Source organism: Pseudomonas fluorescens (assembly GCF_902497775.2).
Lineage (GTDB): Bacteria > Pseudomonadota > Gammaproteobacteria > Pseudomonadales > Pseudomonadaceae > Aquipseudomonas > Aquipseudomonas putida_F.
On record NZ_OZ024668.1, the window covers coordinates 3,697,115 to 3,713,033 of the forward strand.

The window sequence follows — 15,919 nt, forward strand, 5'->3', positions numbered from 1 at the left end:
CAAGGCTCCTAGCTGGAGAGGTAGGCAGCAAGTCTAGCAGCTGTTATGCAGTGACCGGGGTCAGCACCGGCTCGCCGGCGAAGAACGCCTGCAGGTTCTTCAGCACCAGTTGCACCGTGTCACGTGCCGCCTCCGGCGACTGACCGGCAACATGCGGGGTCAGCACCACCGAGGGCAAGGCCTTCAAGGCCTCGGGTACTGCCGGCTCGTCATCGAACACGTCCAGCCCGGCACCGGCAATCACCCGGCTTGCCAAGGCATCGACCAGATCAGCCGTACTGACCACGCTGGCCCGTGCAATGTTGACCAGAAAGCCGTCCGCGCCCAAGGCCTCGAGTACCGGCCTGTCGATCAACTGGCGGGTAGTGGCGCCGCCCGGCGTGGCGACGATCAGGAAGTCCGATTCCCGGGCCAGGGCCAAGGGGCTGTCGTAGTAGTGATAAGCCACGTCGCTACGCGGTTTTCGGTTGTGGTAACTCACCGGCATGTCAAAGCCCTGCGCCGCCCGCTTGGCAATCGCCAGGCCCACCGCGCCCAGGCCGAGAATGCCCAGGCGCTTGCCGCTCACCGAGGGGCTGATCACCCGGTTCCACTCGCCACGGCGGGTCGAGGCATCGGCGCGGGGAATATCGCGCACCACCGCCAGGAGCAAGGCCATGGCATGGTCGGCGACTGCCGTGGCATTGGCCCCGGCGCCGTTGGTCACTGTGATGCCCCGTGCAGCGGCGGCGGCCAGGTCGACCTGCTCGTAACCGGCGCCGATCACGCAGATGATTTTCAAGGCCGGCAACGCGGTCATTTCGTCGGCATACAGGCCCAGCGGGCCGCGGGTCAGCACTGCATCGATGTCGCTGCCATGACGGGCAATGGCCTCGGCGCGTAACGCTGGGGTCTGCGCGCGGATCAGGCGAAAGCCATTGTTTTGCAACAGGGGCAGGTAGTCGTCGACCGTTTCTACCAGCACCAGTACCGTCTGTGTCATGCCATGCTCCCGGGCTATTCGCGAGGAAGCATTATGCGCATCTCAGGTTACTGGGCGAAAGCCCGGCCCAGACCGCCCGGCACGCCACTGCTGTCGGTTTCCTGCCAGGGGCCGTTGAGGTTGGTCGACCAGCTCCAGCCGTTGTTCCAGCGGTAGTAGGTGCGCTGACGGTAGAAGGTGTTGGTCTTGCCGTCGAGCACGTACACGCCCAGGCGCGGGTCCCAGTGGCTGGCGCCACCCGGCGGTGGCGCAAAGCTCGGTGAGGTACGCTGCACTGGCTTGGGCACCGGAGTGACGGCCGGCTTGCTCGGCACCGCACCGGGCTTGGGCGCAGGCTTGGTACTCGGCCCCGGCGGCCAGGTTTCGATCGGCGGCGCGGTGGGTTCGGAGGGCTGATGAACGGTACATGCACTCAAGCCTACAACCAGGGAGAGAAGGGTCAGGCGTGCGATGCTGTTCATAGTCGGTCTCTTACTGGTCCGGGCTGTCGATGGTCAGGTGTTGCGCAGCGGTAGTGCTGCTGGCCAGCGGAGCACCCTTTCCGATCCATTCGCCCTGGGTCGGCTGGCCAGCGCGTGAGATGCGCGCAACCAGTTGGACTTCAGGGAAGCTAGACAGTTTCATGTTCGGCATCATCGCGTCGCTGTCGCTCAGTTCCACCTCGATCGGCAACTGCGCCACAGTAACCCGCTTGGCCGCCAGCGGCATTGGCGGGCCGGAACTTGCCCGGGCGAAGATGAACACGCTGTCGTCAGGCTTGACCTTGTCCTTGAGCGCCGCTGCCAGCTCCACCCGCACCTTCAGGCGTGCCGTGCCCTGCTCGGCGACCGCTGGCGCGGCCTTGCCCTCGCCGGCCTTGAGCTTGTCGCTGGCCCGCTCGATGCCGCCCTGCAGCGCTGAGCGCGAGGCATCGCCCTCGGGCAGTTGCGCCAGCAGGCGGTTCCAGTAGTCGATGGCTTGCTGGTAGTGCTCGGCCTCAAATGCCGCGATGCCCAGCAGACCAAGGCTGGTGACTTCGTTCGGGTCGGCCTTGAGCGCTTCGTCGGTCAGGGCCTGCAACTGCCCGTTCCATTGTTTGTTGTTGCCAAAGTACAGCGCCTGCGCCCACTGCCCGAGCAGTTCCGGCTGACGCCCGGCAACTGCCACGGCACGTTCGAACACCTTGGCGGCATCGGCTGGACGCTCCTGAGCCATGTAGGCACGGCCAAGGAAGTACAGACCTTCGGCCGAATCCGGCTGGGCCTGAACGGCCAACTCCAGTCGGCGGGTCATTTCTTCCATGGACTGCGGCGCCTTGGCAAATTGCTGGGTCAGCTCGACCTGCTCGCTGGCACCAAAGTGCAGGTACAGGCCCAGGCCCATCAGCGGTACCAGCACCGCGGCCAGTAGCGGCAACGGTTTGCCCAGGCGCCCCAGGCGTTGCGGCTCGGCGCCTTCGGTATCGGCCAGCAGCTCGCGCGCGGCCTCATCACGGCCCTTGCCGAACTGCTCGGCATCGAGCACCCCGGCAGCCTGCTGGGCAGCCAGTTCGGCGACGCGTTCCTGATACAGGGCGACGTTGAGGGCGGTGCGGTCTTCTTCCTGTTGCGCACGACGGCCGCGCAACACCGGGATCAGCAAAAAGCTCAGGGCCACCAGCAACAGCAGGCCTGCAGCAAGCCAGAAATCAGTCATGGGTCTGTTCTTTGTCCAGCAATTTGGCGAGGCGCTCACGCTCCTCGCAAGAAAGGTCGGCGCTGCTTGCAGCCGCCTGCCCGCGGCGTTTGCGCACGATCAGCGCGAGCACGGTAAAACCGCCCAGCAGCAACACCCCCGGGCCGAACCACAGCAGCCAGGTACGGGCGCTCAGGGCCGGTTTGTAGCGGACGAAATCACCGTAGCGATCGACCATGAAGTCGACGATCTGCTGATTGCTCTTGCCCTCGCCGAGCATGCGGAAGATCTCCCGACGCAGGTCGGCGGCAATCGGCGCATTGGAGTCGGCGATGTCCTGGTTCTGGCACTTGGGGCAGCGCAGTTCCTTGGTCAACTCGTGATAACGCGCACGCTCGGCCTCGTCGGCAAACTGGTAGGTGTCGATTGCCGCCTGGGTCACCCCGGCCAGACTCAGGCCGAGCACGACGGCTGCCAGCCAGCGCTTCATGGCTTGGCCTCATCGACCAGGCTCTGGTACTGCGGCGCCAGTTGCTCGCGCCAGACCGTGGCGTCAACCACCCCGACATGCTTGTAGCGGATGATGCCCTTGGCGTCGATCAGGAAAGTTTCCGGCGCGCCGTACACGCCCAGGTCCAGGCCCAGGCTGCCCTGCTCGTCGCGGATGTCGAGCTGGTACGGGTTGTGGAACTCGGCCAGCCATTTCAGCGCGGCGCCGTTGTCATCCTTGTAGTTGACCCCGTGGATCACCACGCCCTGCTCGGCCAGCTTGTTCAGGTACGGGTGCTCGACCTTGCACGACGGGCACCAGGTGGCCCAGACGTTGACCAGCGCCGGTTTGCCCAGCAGGTCGGCTTCGGTCAGCGGCTTGCCGTCGACCGACTGCAGGGCAAAGGCCGGGAACGGCTTGCCGATCATCGCCGAGGGCAGTTCGCTCGGGTCGAGGAACAGACCGCGGTAGAGAAACACCGCCACCAGCAGAAACACCGCCAGCGGCAGCACCATGATCCAACGCTTCATGCAGTTGCTCCAGACATGCCCAGTGCCTCACGCACACGGGTTTTCACCTTGACTCGATAGCGACCATCCAGTGCCGCGAGCAAACCGCCCAGGCCGGTCAGCAAACCGCCCAGCCAGATCCAGCGCACGAACGGCTTGACGTGCACCCGCACCGCCCAGGCGCCGTTATCCAGCGGCTCGCCGAGGGCGACATACAGGTCACGGGTGAAACCGGCGTCGATGCCGGCTTCGGTCATCATCGACTGCTGCACGGTGTACAGGCGTTTTTCCGGGTGCAGCACACTGATCTCGCGACCGTTCTCGACCACGCGCACGGTGCCTTTATCGGAGGTGAAGTTCGGCCCTTCGAAGTGCTTGGCGCCTTCGAAGACGAACTGGTAACCGGCCAGCTCCACCGACTCCCCAGGTGCCAGGCGCAGGTCGCGCTCGGCGCTGTTGTTGCTCGACAGCACCACGCCCAGGGCGCATACCGCCAGGCCCAGGTGCGCAACCTGCATGCCCCAGTAGCTGCGGCTCAGGCCGCGCAGGCCCTTGAACAGACCTTTATGACGGGTCTTGTCGAGGATGTCGCGGGCGCCGGCAAGGATGACCCACGCAGCCAGGGCGAAGGTGGCCAGCACCTGCCAGTCGAAATCATCCACCAGCAGGCCGCCGATCGGCGCCAGCACGACGCTGGCGATCAGCACCGGGGTGAGCATGCCCAGCAGCCATCTGCTCGGGGTGTCTTTCCAGCGCACGATCACGCCCACCGCCATTACCACCATCAGCAGCGCCATCAACGGGATGAACAGCGCATCGAAGTACGGCGGGCCGACCGACAGCTTGGCGCCGGTCAGGGCGTCGAGGATCAACGGGTACAGGGTACCGAGGAGGATCATCGACGCCGCCACCACCAGCACCAGGTTGTTGGCCAACAGCAGGGTTTCCCGCGACCACAGGGCAAAGCCGACCTGGCTCTTGACCACCGGCGCGCGCAGGGCGAACAGGGTCAGCGAGCCACCGACCACGAACAGCAGGAAAATCAGGATGAAAATGCCGCGCTCAGGGTCCGAGGCGAAGGCATGCACCGAGGTCAGTACCCCGGAACGGACCAGGAAGGTGCCCAGCAAGCTCAGGGAAAAGGCGGCGATGGCCAGCAGTACCGTCCAGCTCTTGAACACGCCACGCTTCTCGGTGACCGCCAGCGAGTGAATCAGCGCGGTACCCACCAGCCACGGCATGAACGAGGCGTTCTCGACCGGGTCCCAGAACCACCAGCCGCCCCAGCCCAGCTCGTAATAGGCCCACCAGGAACCGAGGGTGATACCGATACCCAGAAAGGCCCAGGCAACGATGGTCCAGGGCCGCGACCAGCGGGCCCAGGCGGCGTCCAGGCGACCGCCGAGCAAGGCGGCGATGGCAAAGGCAAAGGCCACCGAGAAGCCCACATAGCCCATGTACAGCATCGGCGGGTGGACGATCAGGCCGATATCCTGCAGCAGCGGGTTGAGGTCGGCGCCGTCGGTCGGCACCTGCGGCAGCAGGCGCTTGAACGGGTTGGAGGTGATGATCAGGAACGACAGGAAGCCGACGCTGATCATGCCCATCACCGCCAGCACCCGCGCCAGCATCACCTGCGGCAATTGCCGGGAGAAGATCGACACGGCGAAGGTCCAGCCGCCGAGGATCATCGCCCAGAGCAGCAGCGAGCCTTCGTGGGCGCCCCACACGGCGCTGAACTTGAAGTACCAGGGCAAGGCGCTGTTGGAGTTGTTGGCGACATAGGCGACCGAGAAGTTGTCGGTCATGAAGGCGTGGGTGAGGCAGGCAAAGGCGAACGCCAGGAAGGCGAACTGGCCCCAGGCCGCCGGGCGCGCCAGGCTCATCCACAGGCTGTCACCGCGCCAGGCGCCGAGCAGCGGGATGGTGGCCTGGACGCAGGCGAAGCAGATCGCCAGGATCATCGCCAGCTGGCCCAGTTCAGGAATGATCAGTGCCGCATTCATGGCTTGGCTCCGGCATCGCTGGCGGCTTGGCCGCTTTCCTTGAGGGCCTTGGTGACTTCCGGCGGCATGTATTTTTCGTCGTGCTTGGCCAGCACTTCATCGGCCACTACCACGCCCTCGGCGTTGAGCTTGCCCAGGGCGACGATACCCTGCCCTTCGCGGAACAGGTCCGGAAGGATGCCACGGTAGGTGATCGGTACCGACTTGTTGAAGTCGGTGACCACGAAGCGCACGTCCAGCGAGTCGCCGGAGCGTTGCAGCGAGCCTTTCTCGACCATGCCGCCAGCGCGGATGCGAGTGTCCAGCGGCGCTTCGCCATTGGCGATCTGGGTCGGGGTATAGAACAGGTTGATGTTCTGCTGCAGGGCGCTCAGGGCCAGGCCCACGGCAATGCCAATCCCGGCCAGCAGGCCGAGGATGATGAACAGACGCTTTTTACGCTGCGGATTCACGGTTTGTTCTCCCGGCGCAGACGACGCGCCTGTTCTTGCAGGTAACGGCGCTTGGCGCGCACGGGCGCGGCGACGTTGAGGGCCAGCACCAGCAGGCAGATGCCGTAGGCCGACCAGACGTACAGGCCGTGATGGCCCATGGCGAGAAAATCACTGAAGGAGGCAAAGCTCATCGCGCCATCTCCCGACCCAGGCTGTTCAATACCTCCTCCTTGACCCAGCTGGCGCGTGCCTCGCGCTTGAGCACTTCAAGGCGCATGCGCAGCAACAGCACGGCGCCGAAGAAGCAGTAGAAACCCAGCACCGTCAGCAGCAGCGGCAGCCACATTTCGGCGGGCATCGCCGGTTTTTCGGTGAGGGTGAACGTGGCGCCCTGGTGCAGGGTGTTCCACCACTCCACCGAATACTTGATGATCGGGATGTTGATCACGCCGACGATGGCCAGCACCGCACAGGCCTTGGCCGCGCTCTCACGATTGCTGATTGCATGGCTCAGGGCAATGAGACCGAAGTACAGAAAAAGCAGGATCAGCATCGACGTCAGTCGGGCATCCCAGACCCACCAGCTGCCCCAGGTCGGCTTGCCCCAGATGGCCCCGGTGACCAGCGCCACGGCGGTCATCCAGGCACCGATGGGCGCCGCGCATTGCAGGGCGACATCGGCGATCTTCATCTTCCACACCAGGCCCACTACCCCGGCCACCGCCAGCATCACATAGCAGGACTGGGCGAGCATCGCCGCCGGTACGTGGATGTAGATGATCCTGAAGCTGTTACCTTGCTGGTAATCCTGCGGCGCGAAGGCCAGGCCCCAGACCACGCCGATGCCGATCAGCAGGATGGCGGCAATCGCCAGCCACGGCAGCATCCGCCCGCTGATGGAATAGAACCATTTGGGTGAACCCAGTTTGTGAAACCACGTCCAGCTGATTGCGCTGCTTTTCATCACGGTACATCCAGGGTCTTTGCTGGGCTGAGCCCAGACCTCATTATTCGCCGACGCTGATCTTCAGGCCAGCCGCTATTGCAAAGGGTGCCAGAGTTACTGCCAGGGCGGTCAGGCTGCCAAGCCAGAGCAGATAACCGGTCGCCGGCATAGCTTGCAATGCCGCCTGCAAGGCGCCACTGCCCAGGATCAATACCGGGATATATAACGGTAAAATAAGTAGCGCCAGCAGCAGGCCGCCACGTTTCAAGCCGACCGTCAGGGCCGCACCCACGGCGCCCAACAGGCTCAATACCGGGGTACCGAGCAAAAGCGATGCCAGCAGTACCGGCAGGCATGCCGCAGGCAAACCTAGCATCAGTGCCAGCAAGGGTGCCAACAATACCAGTGCCAGGCCGGAAAAGGCCCAGTGTGCCAGCACTTTCGCCAGCACCAGAAGAGGCAGGGGGTGCGACGAAAGGACCCACTGCTCAAGCGACCCATCCTCGAAATCACTGCGGAAAAGCCCGTCCAGCGAGAGCAGAACCGATAAAAGCGCTGCGACCCAGACCAGTCCCGGAGACAAGGTTTGCAACAATTGAGTCTCGGGACCGACCGCCAACGGGAACAACGCGACAACGATGGCGAAGAACACCAGCGGGTTGGCAAGCTCGGCGGGACGTCGGCACAACAGACGCGCCTCACGGCGCAACAACAGCACAAACACACTCATGCGGCCCACTGCCCCAGGTTCAGTTCACGGTAACCGGACGGCTTGCGTTCCAGCGTGTGGTGGGTGGTCAGCACGACCATGCCGCCCTGCTCGCAATGGGCGGCCAGGTGCGCTTCGAGCTGGGCCACGCCCTGCTTGTCGAGGGCGGTGAAGGGTTCGTCGAGAATCCACAGCGGCGGGCTGTCCAGGTACAGCCGGGCCAGGGCCACGCGGCGTTGCTGGCCGGCCGACAGGGTATGGCAAGGCACGTCTTCGAAACCGCGCAGGCCGACCGCTTCCAGGGCCTTGCGGATGGCCGCAGGCGCTGCCGGGCGATGCAGGGCGCAGAGCCAGGCGAGGTTCTCTTCGGGGCTGAGGACATCCTTGATGCCGGCGGCATGACCAATCCACAAGAGGATGCGCGCCAGCTCGTTGCGCTGCTCGGTCAACGGCTTGCCGCTTAACAGAATCTGCCCGGCGGTCGGGCTCATGAGGCCGGCCATCAGGCGCAGCAGGCTGGTCTTGCCACTGCCGTTGGGGCCGCTGATCTGCAGCATGTCGCCTGCACCCAGGTGCAATTCGAGGTTTTCGAAGAGCATTCGCCAGTCGCGCTCGCAGGCCAGGCCCACGGCTTGGAGATGAGGGGTCACGGTTTCGCCTTATGCTTGGGATGCCTGTCTCAAGTCGGTCCCGGCCTTGCCGTTATACTGGCAACGACGATGTGGCCCGGCCGCGCTGATCGCCAAAGATCGGGCGGCATTATACATGTGATGTCCTACTGCAAAGAGGGCTATTTCAACAGGTTGCGAGCGGATGACAGGCGAAATCAACAACCTCGGCACACAGATTCCGGCCAACCCGCCGTTGCGCTCGGCGATGACCGGCGAACTGCTGCGCCTGCTGCAACCGCAACAGGCCTTGCTGGCCCCCGGCGAAACCGCCAAGGCCGAGGTACTGACCCTGCGTCAGGTCGGCCAGGACTTCCAGATGTTGCTAAAGCTGACCCAGGACAACGGCCGACAGACCAACGTCCAGGCCAGCAGCAGCCTGCCCCTGGCCCAGGGCAGCCAGCTGGCGGTCACCCAGAGCAGCAGCGCCAACCTGAGCATCACGGTGCAGCAGACCATCGCCAGTAGCGTGGCCACCCTGACCCGCATCGACACCCGCGAGCTGCCGGTAGGCACCCTGCTGCAAGGCAAGGTCGTCACCAGCCAGACATTGCCGCCTAACGCCGGCCAGTTGGCGCAGTTTCGCTCGTTGGTAACCCTGCTCGGCGGCCCGCAAGCCGGTGCCACCCTGGCCATCGACAGCCCCCGTCCGCTAGCGGTGGGCAGCCTGCTCAGCGCTCGGGTGCAAGGTGATCAATCGCTGAGCTTCGTCCCGCTCAGCGGCCGCCAGGAGCAACTGGCGATTACCCAGCAGCTCAGCACCCAGCAGAGTCGCCAGGCCTCCCTGCAAGGCTTGCTGGCAGGCCTGCAGCAGCTACGCAACGACAATAGCCAGAGCGGCGAAGTGCGCGCCACGGTCGACAAGCTGCTGGCCAGCCTGCCGGACATCCGCCAGCTCAGCGAGCCCAAGGGCCTGGCCCAGGCCCTGAGCAACAGCGGCGTGTTTCTTGAGGCCAAGCTGCTGGCCGGGCTGCCTGCCGCACTTGCCCCCGACCTCAAGGCCCAGGTGGTACGCCTGGTGGCGCAATTGCTGCCGGGCCTGCCCGGCAACGCCACCTTCAACCCGGCGGCCGCCGCCAGCACCCTGGCCCAGGTCATGCCGGGCATGGTCCGCAATGCCCTGGGCATGCTCGGCCAGGTCAGCCCGCGGCCCCAGCCCGGTGGCTTCCCCCTGCCCTCGCGGTTATTGCAGAGCCAGGACGGCGAAGGTGATCTCGAGCACCTGCTGCGCCTGGCTGCTGCGGCCATCTCGCGCCTACAAAGCCATCAGCTGGCAAGCCTTGAGCAAACCGGCACCACCGCCGATGGCAACCTGCAAACCACCTGGCAACTGGAGATTCCCCTGCGTACCGGCCAGGATTTCATGCCGTTGCAGATGAAACTGCAGCGCGAAGAAACCCCGGAGCAGCAAAGCGACCCGGAGCGCGAGCGTCGCGACCCGTTGGAAATGCTCTGGCGCATCGAGCTGTCTTTTGACCTGCACCCGCTGGGGCCATTGCAGGTGCAGGCGCAGATCAGCCAGGGCAGCCTGTCCAGCCAGCTCTGGGCCGAATTACCAAGCACCGCGCAACTGATCGAAAGCCAGCTCGGCCACCTGCGCGAACGGCTGCTGGCCCGTGGTCTCAACGTCACGGAGCTGCACTGCCATCACGGCACAGCGCCACAGGGGCCGCGTACGCACCTGGAGCAAAGATGGGTGGATGAACAGGCATGATTGATAAAACTCCCCGCCAGGCCATCGCCCTGACCTACGACGGCCAGCAAGCCCCGACCCTTAGTGCCAAAGGTGACGACGAGCTGGCCGAGGCGATCCTGGCGATTGCCCGCGAGCACGAGGTACCGATCTACGAGAACGCCGAACTGGTGCGCCTGCTGGCGCGCATGGAGCTGGGCGATCAGATTCCCGAGGCCCTGTACCTGACCATCGCCGAAATCATCGCCTTCGCCTGGCAGCTCAAGGGCAAGGTGCCGGCGGGGTTTGTCGACGAGCCCCCCCAGGAGCGCGATATCACCCCCACCGACCTGAGATTGCCGGGTGCCTGAAAGCATCGCGGGGCAAGCCTGCTCCCACAACACCTGCAGGAGCGGGCTTGCCCCGCGATCAATTCACTGCAACCTTCAACTGCGGTGCAACTTGCTCATCAACTCAGCCTCAGCCTGGGTCAAACCGCAGGACTGGGTCAGTTCATCAACACTGGCACCCATGCCCACCAGCCGCGCCGCTTGCGCGAACGACAGGCTGTTGGGGTCACGCTGCTCCAGTTGCAGGAGCTTGTCCGGCAAGGGCGCAACCACCGCGCGCAGCTCGTGCAGGGCTTCGCCCATACGCACGCTGCCGTTCTGGTAGTCGTCCAGACTCTTGGCCAGGTCCTTGATGCGCTGGTCACGCACCGCATCACCCTGGGCCTGTTGCGCGGCCAGCTCACGCTGGCGCTTGCTGTAGTTCAGGAAGAACCACAGGCTGACCGCCCAGAGCAGCGCCAGAAATATGACTGCAACCTCGAGGATCAACTCAGATGTTCTCCAGCTCGGACCACTCTTCCTCGGTCATCATCTTGTCCAGCTCGACCAGAATCAGCAGTTCGTTGTTCTTGTTGCACACGCCCTGGATGAACTTGGCCGATTCCTCGTTGCCGACATTCGGCGCGGTCTCGATTTCCGACTGACGCAGGTAAACCACTTCAGCGACGCTGTCGACCAGGATGCCGACCACTTGCTTGTCGGCCTCGATGATGACGATACGGGTGTTGTCGGTGATCTCGCTGGACAGCAGGCCGAAGCGCTGGCGGGTGTCGATCACGGTGACCACGTTACCGCGCAGGTTGATGATGCCCAGCACGTAGCTCGGGGCACCCGGGACCGGGGCGATCTCGGTGTAGCGCAGGACTTCCTGCACCTGCATCACGTTGATGCCGTAGGACTCGTTGTCCAGCTTGAAGGTCACCCACTGCAGGATCGGATCTTCGGAACCTTGTGCAGACGATTTTTTCATTCCCCTATCCCTCAAAATCCGCCATCGGCGGTGTGCTCAGTGCGGTCGCGGCAGATGCGGCCGATTAGTTATGGGTGCTGTGCAATTGCTTGACCGCACCGCTGGCGATCAACTCGGCCAGTTCGGCGACGTCGAGCAACGCGCACATGTGTTCAATCACGGTGCCGGCCAGCCATGGCCGTTGGCCGCGCTGGCTGCGCCACTTGATTTCGTTGGGGTCCAGGCGCAGCGAACGGCTGACCTGATGCACCGCCAGGCCCCATTCGTAGCCCTGGACCGAAATCACGTACTGCAAGCCCTGGCGAAAGTCGTCCCGGTAACGGTCGGGCATGACCCAGCGGGCGGTATCCAATACCTTGAGGTTGCCGCTCTGGCTCGGCAGGATGCCAAGGAACCAGTCGGGCTGGCCAAACAGCGGTGTCAATTCGTGGCCGGCCAGCGAGTAGATCGAGCCCAGGCATACCAGCGGTACCGCCAGGGTCAGGCCCGCGACATCGAACAGCAGGCATTCGAACGGCTCGGCAGCCCAGGCCGGGCGGCCATCGACAGTGGCCGGTGGTACCGGTTGATTGGGTGCCGGCGGCAGGTGCACATCCACCAGCGGCTCGACCGGCGCAACCTCGGCCTGCGGCTTGGGCGCTTCGACTACAGACTCGACCACCGGCGCTACCGCAGCCTCGACCACCGGCGGCAAGGTCAGCGGCAATACCGGGAGTGGCGGCTCGGCAAATGGCAGTGGCTCAGGTTTTACCGCGGCCTGGGCCGCCACCTGGGCATCACGGGCCTGCTCTTCACGCACTGCTGCCTGGAACTCGTCCGGCTCGACCGATGCCGGCAGCACCTCGTCGAGTTCTCCGGTAGCCTCCTGCAGCAAACCGTCGAGGTAGGTCTGCAAGGCCATCTGTGGCCGGCTGGCGAGCTGTTGAGGGCGATTCATCAGGCCACCTGCAGGGCAAGGTTCTGCGTCAGCAGGTGCTTGAGCAGCGCTTTGTAGGCCACTATGCCGCGGCTCTTGCCGTCAAATTGCGAGGGCGTCAGCCCGGCCCGGCTGGCATCACGCAGGCGTGTGTCGACCGGAATGTAGCCTTGCCAGATATGTTCGGGGTAAGCGTCGCGCAGCACCCGCAAGGTGCCCATGGAGGCCTGGGTGCGGCGGTCGAACAGGGTCGGCACGATGTGATAGGGCAACGCCTGCTTGCGCGAGCGGTTGACCATCGCCAGGGTGCTGACCATGCGCTCCAGGCCCTTGACCGCCAGGTACTCGGTCTGCACCGGGATCACCAGCTGCTGGCTGGCCGCCAGGGCGTTGACCATCAGCACGCCGAGCAACGGCGGGCTGTCGATGATGGCGTAGTCGAAGTCCTGCCACAGTTGCGCCAGAGACTTGGCGATCACCAGGCCCAGGCCACTCTGGCCCGGCGACTGGCGCTCAAGCACGGCCAGAGCGGTACTGGAGGGCAACAGCGAGATCTTCTCGTCGCTGGTCGGCAGCAGCAATTGCCCGGGCAAGCCTTCAGGCACCGTGCCCTTGTGCAGGAACAGGTCGTAGCAACTGTGCTCCAGCGCATCGGGGTTGTGCCCGAAATAGCTGGTCATCGACCCGTGCGGGTCGAGGTCGACGACAACCACACGCTTGCCCGCCTCGGCCAGCAGGCCGGCCAGGGCGATGGACGTGGTGGTCTTGCCGACTCCACCTTTTTGATTGGCTACTGCCCAGACTCTCATTGCATTGCTTCCTCCCGGTACGGCAGCCTGCCCTGCCGGGATCGGTTATAGGGTCGGTGACGGGGAATTGACGCGATTATCGCCCACCGTCGGTGCTACCGCTGCCGGTGCAGTTTGTGTGCCAGCCCGCTTCATCGCCGCGTCCGGGCTGGCATTGGCGCTGCCAGTACCGGTCAGGCTGCGGCGTACTTCCAGGTTGCGCGAGATCACCAATACCACCCGTCGGTTGCGCGCGCGACCTTCGGCTGTGTCATTGCCGGCGATCGGCTGGAACTCACCGTAGCCGACCGACGCCATGCGCGCCGGGTTCACCCCTTCCATCGCCAGCAGGCGGACGATGCTCGCCGCCCGCGCCGATGACAGTTCCCAGTTGGTCGGGTACTGCGCGGTGCGGATAGGCAGGTCGTCGGTAAAACCTTCGACGTGCACCGGGTTGGCGAATGGCTTGAGGATCCTCGCCACCTTCTCGATGATATTGAACGCCACGTCACTGGGCATGGCGTCGCCGCTGCCGAACAGCAGCGAGGAATTGAGCTCGATCTCGACCCACAGTTCGTTGCCGCGCACGGTCATCTGGTCGGATTTGATCAGGTCACCGAAGGCGTCGCGCACGTCATCGGTGATGGTCTTGAGCGGGTCGCTGCTGGTTTGCGCCAGGCCCGCGTCAACCTGCTCGCTGTCCTTGATTAACGGCTCGGCCGGCTTGACGCTGAGCGGGCGCTCGTCGCCGATGGGGATCGGCTTCATGCTCCGCTCGGGGTCGTTGAACACGCCGATCAGGGCCTGGGAAATGACCTTGTACTTGCCCTCGTTGATCGAGGAGATCGAATACATGACCACGAAAAACGCGAACAGCAAGGTAATGAAGTCGGCGTAGGACACCAGCCAGCGTTCGTGGTTTTCATGCTCTTCGGGTTGTCGACGGCGCGCCATGTGTTACTCCATGAAGCCCTGAAGCTTCAGCTCGATCGAGCGCGGGTTTTCGCCTTCGGCGATCGACAGCAAACCTTCCAGGAGCATTTCCCGGTAGCGCGACTGGCGCAGGGCCAGGGCCTTGAGCTTGTTGGCAATCGGCAGCAGGATCAGGTTGGCACTGGCAACACCGTAGATGGTGGCAACAAAAGCCACGGCAATGCCATTGCCCAACTGCGACGGGTCAGCGAGGTTGCCCATCACGTGGATCAGGCCCATCACCGCACCGATGATACCGATGGTCGGCGCGTAGCCGCCCATGCTCTCGAACACCTTGGCAGCCTGCACATCGCGGCTTTCCTGGGTGTAGAAATCCACTTCGAGGATGCTGCGGATGGCTTCAGGTTCAGCGCCGTCGACCAGCAGCTGCAAACCTTTGCGTGCGTAAGGGTCCGGCTCGGCATCGGCCACGCCTTCAAGGCCCAGCAGGCCTTCCTTGCGCGCGGTCAGCGACCAGGTGACGACCCGGTCGATGCCGCCGGCCAGGTCGACCCGTGGCGGGAACAGAATCCAGCGCACGATCTGCAGCGCGCGCTTGAAAGCGCTCATCGGCGATTGCAGCAACGCCGCCGCCAGGGTGCCGCCGAGCACGATCAGCGCCGCAGGACCGTTGAGCAGTGCCGACAGGTGACCGCCTTCGAGGTAATTGCCGCCAACGATGGCGACAAATGCCAGGATGATCCCGATAAGGCTCAAGACATCCATCAGACGCAGGCCTCGACCAGGTGCTTGCCGATTTCGTCCAGGCCGTACACCGCGTCTGCCAGGTTGGCTTTGACGATAGCCATGGGCATGCCGTAGATCACGCAGCTGGCTTCATCCTGGGCCCACACCGTGCTGCCGCCCTGCTTGAGCAGGCGCGCGCCTTCACGGCCGTCGGCGCCCATGCCGGTGAGTACCACCGACAGTACCTTGTCGCCATAGGACTTGGCCGCCGAGCCGAAGGTGATGTCTACGCACGGCTTGTAGTTCAGGCGCTCATCGCCCGGCAAAATCTTCACCGTGCCGCGACCGTCGACCATCATCTGCTTGCCGCCAGGGGCCAGCAGGGCCAGGCCCGGGCGCAGCATATCGCCGTCCTCGGCTTCCTTGACGCTGATCTTGCACAACTTGTCGAGGCGCTCGGCAAACGCCTTGGTAAAGGCCGCCGGCATGTGCTGGATCAGCACGATCGGCGCCGGGAAGTTGGCCGGCAGTTGGGTCAGGACCCGCTGCAGAGCAACCGGGCCGCCGGTGGACGTACCAATGGCAACCAGCTTGTAGGGCTTGCGCTTGGGTGCCGGCGAAGCACTGGAGGCCGGCGCCGCCGCTGCGCGCACAGGTGCTGCGGCACGTGGCGCTGGGGCGCTGCCCAGGCTGCTGACAGCGGGCTGCGCACTTGGCTGCGGCGCTGGCGCCGGGCTTGCGTAGGCACTGAAACGACGGTTGCTACGGGAAATGGTATGGACCTTTTCACACAGCAACTGCTTGACCTTCTCCGGGTTGCGCGAGATGTCTTCGAAGTTCTTCGGCAAGTAATCGACCGCACCGGCATCCAGCGCGTCAAGGGTGACACGGGCGCCTTCGTGGGTCAGCGAGGAGAACATCAGCACCGGGGTCGGGCAACGCTGCATGATGTGACGCACGGCGGTGATGCCATCCATCATGGGCATTTCGTAGTCCATGGTGATGACGTCAGGCTTGAGCGACAGTGCCTGGTCGATCGCTTCCTTGCCGTTGGTCGCGGTACCGACGACCTGGATAGTCGGGTCCGCTGAAAGAATTTCCGAGACGCGGCGGCGGAAGAAACCGGAATCATCCACCACCAGGACCTTGACTGCCATAAACACTCCA

The 15,919-nt window shown here is 64.4% G+C and carries 20 protein-coding genes; 2 read left to right on the forward strand and 18 right to left on the reverse strand.

The window, feature by feature from the left end:
* Positions 1-43: 43 nt before the first annotated feature.
* Genes F8N82_RS16900 through ccmA form a run of 11 tightly spaced genes read right to left on the reverse strand, consistent with a single transcriptional unit; the run spans position 44 to position 8,379 of the window.
* Complete coding sequence (locus F8N82_RS16900) at positions 44-982, reverse strand: 2-hydroxyacid dehydrogenase (protein ID WP_038996345.1); 939 nt, start codon at positions 980-982, stop codon at positions 44-46.
* Positions 983-1,029: 47 nt separating this feature from the next.
* On the reverse strand, positions 1,030-1,443 hold the full coding sequence (locus F8N82_RS16905; RefSeq protein WP_038996346.1) for a hypothetical protein: 414 nt from the start codon (positions 1,441-1,443) through the stop codon (positions 1,030-1,032).
* A 10-nt stretch (positions 1,444-1,453) separates the two neighbouring features.
* Complete coding sequence (gene ccmI / locus F8N82_RS16910; RefSeq protein WP_038996347.1) at positions 1,454-2,656, reverse strand: c-type cytochrome biogenesis protein CcmI; 1,203 nt, start codon at positions 2,654-2,656, stop codon at positions 1,454-1,456.
* On the reverse strand, positions 2,649-3,125 hold the full coding sequence (locus tag F8N82_RS16915) for a cytochrome c-type biogenesis protein (protein WP_038996348.1): 477 nt from the start codon (positions 3,123-3,125) through the stop codon (positions 2,649-2,651). Before F8N82_RS16915 ends, ccmI begins: the two co-directional genes overlap by 8 nt.
* On the reverse strand, positions 3,122-3,655 hold the full coding sequence (locus F8N82_RS16920) for a DsbE family thiol:disulfide interchange protein (protein ID WP_038996349.1): 534 nt from the start codon (positions 3,653-3,655) through the stop codon (positions 3,122-3,124). The genes F8N82_RS16915 and F8N82_RS16920 overlap by 4 nt, the downstream gene beginning before the upstream one ends.
* Entirely contained in the window at positions 3,652-5,625 is a 1,974-nt protein-coding gene (locus F8N82_RS16925; RefSeq protein ID WP_176470421.1) for a heme lyase CcmF/NrfE family subunit, read from the reverse strand. The genes F8N82_RS16920 and F8N82_RS16925 overlap by 4 nt, the downstream gene beginning before the upstream one ends.
* Before the next feature lie 11 nt (positions 5,626-5,636).
* The gene (gene ccmE / locus F8N82_RS16930) at positions 5,637-6,092 is read right to left on the reverse strand and encodes a cytochrome c maturation protein CcmE (protein ID WP_038996351.1); all 456 of its coding nucleotides are present in this window, start codon (positions 6,090-6,092) and stop codon (positions 5,637-5,639) included.
* Positions 6,089-6,265, reverse strand: coding sequence for a heme exporter protein CcmD (gene ccmD, locus F8N82_RS16935; protein ID WP_038996352.1), 177 nt, complete (start codon positions 6,263-6,265; stop codon positions 6,089-6,091). Before ccmD ends, ccmE begins: the two co-directional genes overlap by 4 nt.
* Complete coding sequence (locus F8N82_RS16940; protein WP_038996353.1) at positions 6,262-7,038, reverse strand: heme ABC transporter permease; 777 nt, start codon at positions 7,036-7,038, stop codon at positions 6,262-6,264. Before F8N82_RS16940 ends, ccmD begins: the two co-directional genes overlap by 4 nt.
* 43 nt (positions 7,039-7,081) lie before the next feature.
* A complete protein-coding gene (gene ccmB, locus F8N82_RS16945) occupies positions 7,082-7,750 on the reverse strand; it encodes a heme exporter protein CcmB (RefSeq protein ID WP_026001415.1) in 669 nt (222 codons plus the stop codon).
* The gene (gene ccmA / locus F8N82_RS16950) at positions 7,747-8,379 is read right to left on the reverse strand and encodes a cytochrome c biogenesis heme-transporting ATPase CcmA (RefSeq protein ID WP_038996355.1); all 633 of its coding nucleotides are present in this window, start codon (positions 8,377-8,379) and stop codon (positions 7,747-7,749) included. Before ccmA ends, ccmB begins: the two co-directional genes overlap by 4 nt.
* A gap of 163 nt (positions 8,380-8,542) precedes the next feature.
* On the opposite strand from ccmA, the gene F8N82_RS16955 reads away from it, so the two are divergent.
* Both F8N82_RS16955 and F8N82_RS16960 read left to right on the forward strand, forming a co-directional pair.
* Positions 8,543-10,111, forward strand: coding sequence for a flagellar hook-length control protein FliK (locus F8N82_RS16955; protein ID WP_038996356.1), 1,569 nt, complete (start codon positions 8,543-8,545; stop codon positions 10,109-10,111).
* On the forward strand, positions 10,108-10,440 hold the full coding sequence (locus tag F8N82_RS16960) for an EscU/YscU/HrcU family type III secretion system export apparatus switch protein (RefSeq protein ID WP_038996357.1): 333 nt from the start codon (positions 10,108-10,110) through the stop codon (positions 10,438-10,440). Before F8N82_RS16955 ends, F8N82_RS16960 begins: the two co-directional genes overlap by 4 nt.
* A gap of 75 nt (positions 10,441-10,515) precedes the next feature.
* On the opposite strand, the gene F8N82_RS16965 is transcribed toward F8N82_RS16960, so the two are convergent.
* The 7 genes from F8N82_RS16965 to F8N82_RS16995 all read right to left on the reverse strand — a co-directional run bounded on the left by F8N82_RS16965 (position 10,516) and on the right by F8N82_RS16995 (position 15,909).
* On the reverse strand, positions 10,516-10,908 hold the full coding sequence (locus F8N82_RS16965; RefSeq protein ID WP_038996358.1) for a DUF2802 domain-containing protein: 393 nt from the start codon (positions 10,906-10,908) through the stop codon (positions 10,516-10,518).
* A 1-nt stretch (position 10,909) separates the two neighbouring features.
* The gene (locus F8N82_RS16970) at positions 10,910-11,389 is read right to left on the reverse strand and encodes a chemotaxis protein CheW (RefSeq protein WP_010225041.1); all 480 of its coding nucleotides are present in this window, start codon (positions 11,387-11,389) and stop codon (positions 10,910-10,912) included.
* Positions 11,390-11,453: 64 nt separating this feature from the next.
* The gene (locus F8N82_RS16975) at positions 11,454-12,326 is read right to left on the reverse strand and encodes a CheW domain-containing protein (RefSeq protein ID WP_038996359.1); all 873 of its coding nucleotides are present in this window, start codon (positions 12,324-12,326) and stop codon (positions 11,454-11,456) included.
* Positions 12,326-13,114 carry a ParA family protein gene (locus F8N82_RS16980; protein WP_038996360.1) on the reverse strand — a complete coding sequence of 263 codons (789 nt, stop codon included), beginning with the start codon at positions 13,112-13,114 and terminating at the stop codon, positions 12,326-12,328. The genes F8N82_RS16975 and F8N82_RS16980 overlap by 1 nt, the downstream gene beginning before the upstream one ends.
* Positions 13,115-13,159: 45 nt before the next feature.
* A complete protein-coding gene (gene motD, locus F8N82_RS16985; RefSeq protein ID WP_038996361.1) occupies positions 13,160-14,047 on the reverse strand; it encodes a flagellar motor protein MotD in 888 nt (295 codons plus the stop codon).
* A 3-nt stretch (positions 14,048-14,050) separates the two neighbouring features.
* Positions 14,051-14,791 carry a flagellar motor protein gene (locus tag F8N82_RS16990; RefSeq protein ID WP_038996362.1) on the reverse strand — a complete coding sequence of 247 codons (741 nt, stop codon included), beginning with the start codon at positions 14,789-14,791 and terminating at the stop codon, positions 14,051-14,053.
* Entirely contained in the window at positions 14,791-15,909 is a 1,119-nt protein-coding gene (locus F8N82_RS16995) for a protein-glutamate methylesterase/protein-glutamine glutaminase (RefSeq protein ID WP_038996363.1), read from the reverse strand. Before F8N82_RS16995 ends, F8N82_RS16990 begins: the two co-directional genes overlap by 1 nt.
* Positions 15,910-15,919: the final 10 nt, after the last annotated feature.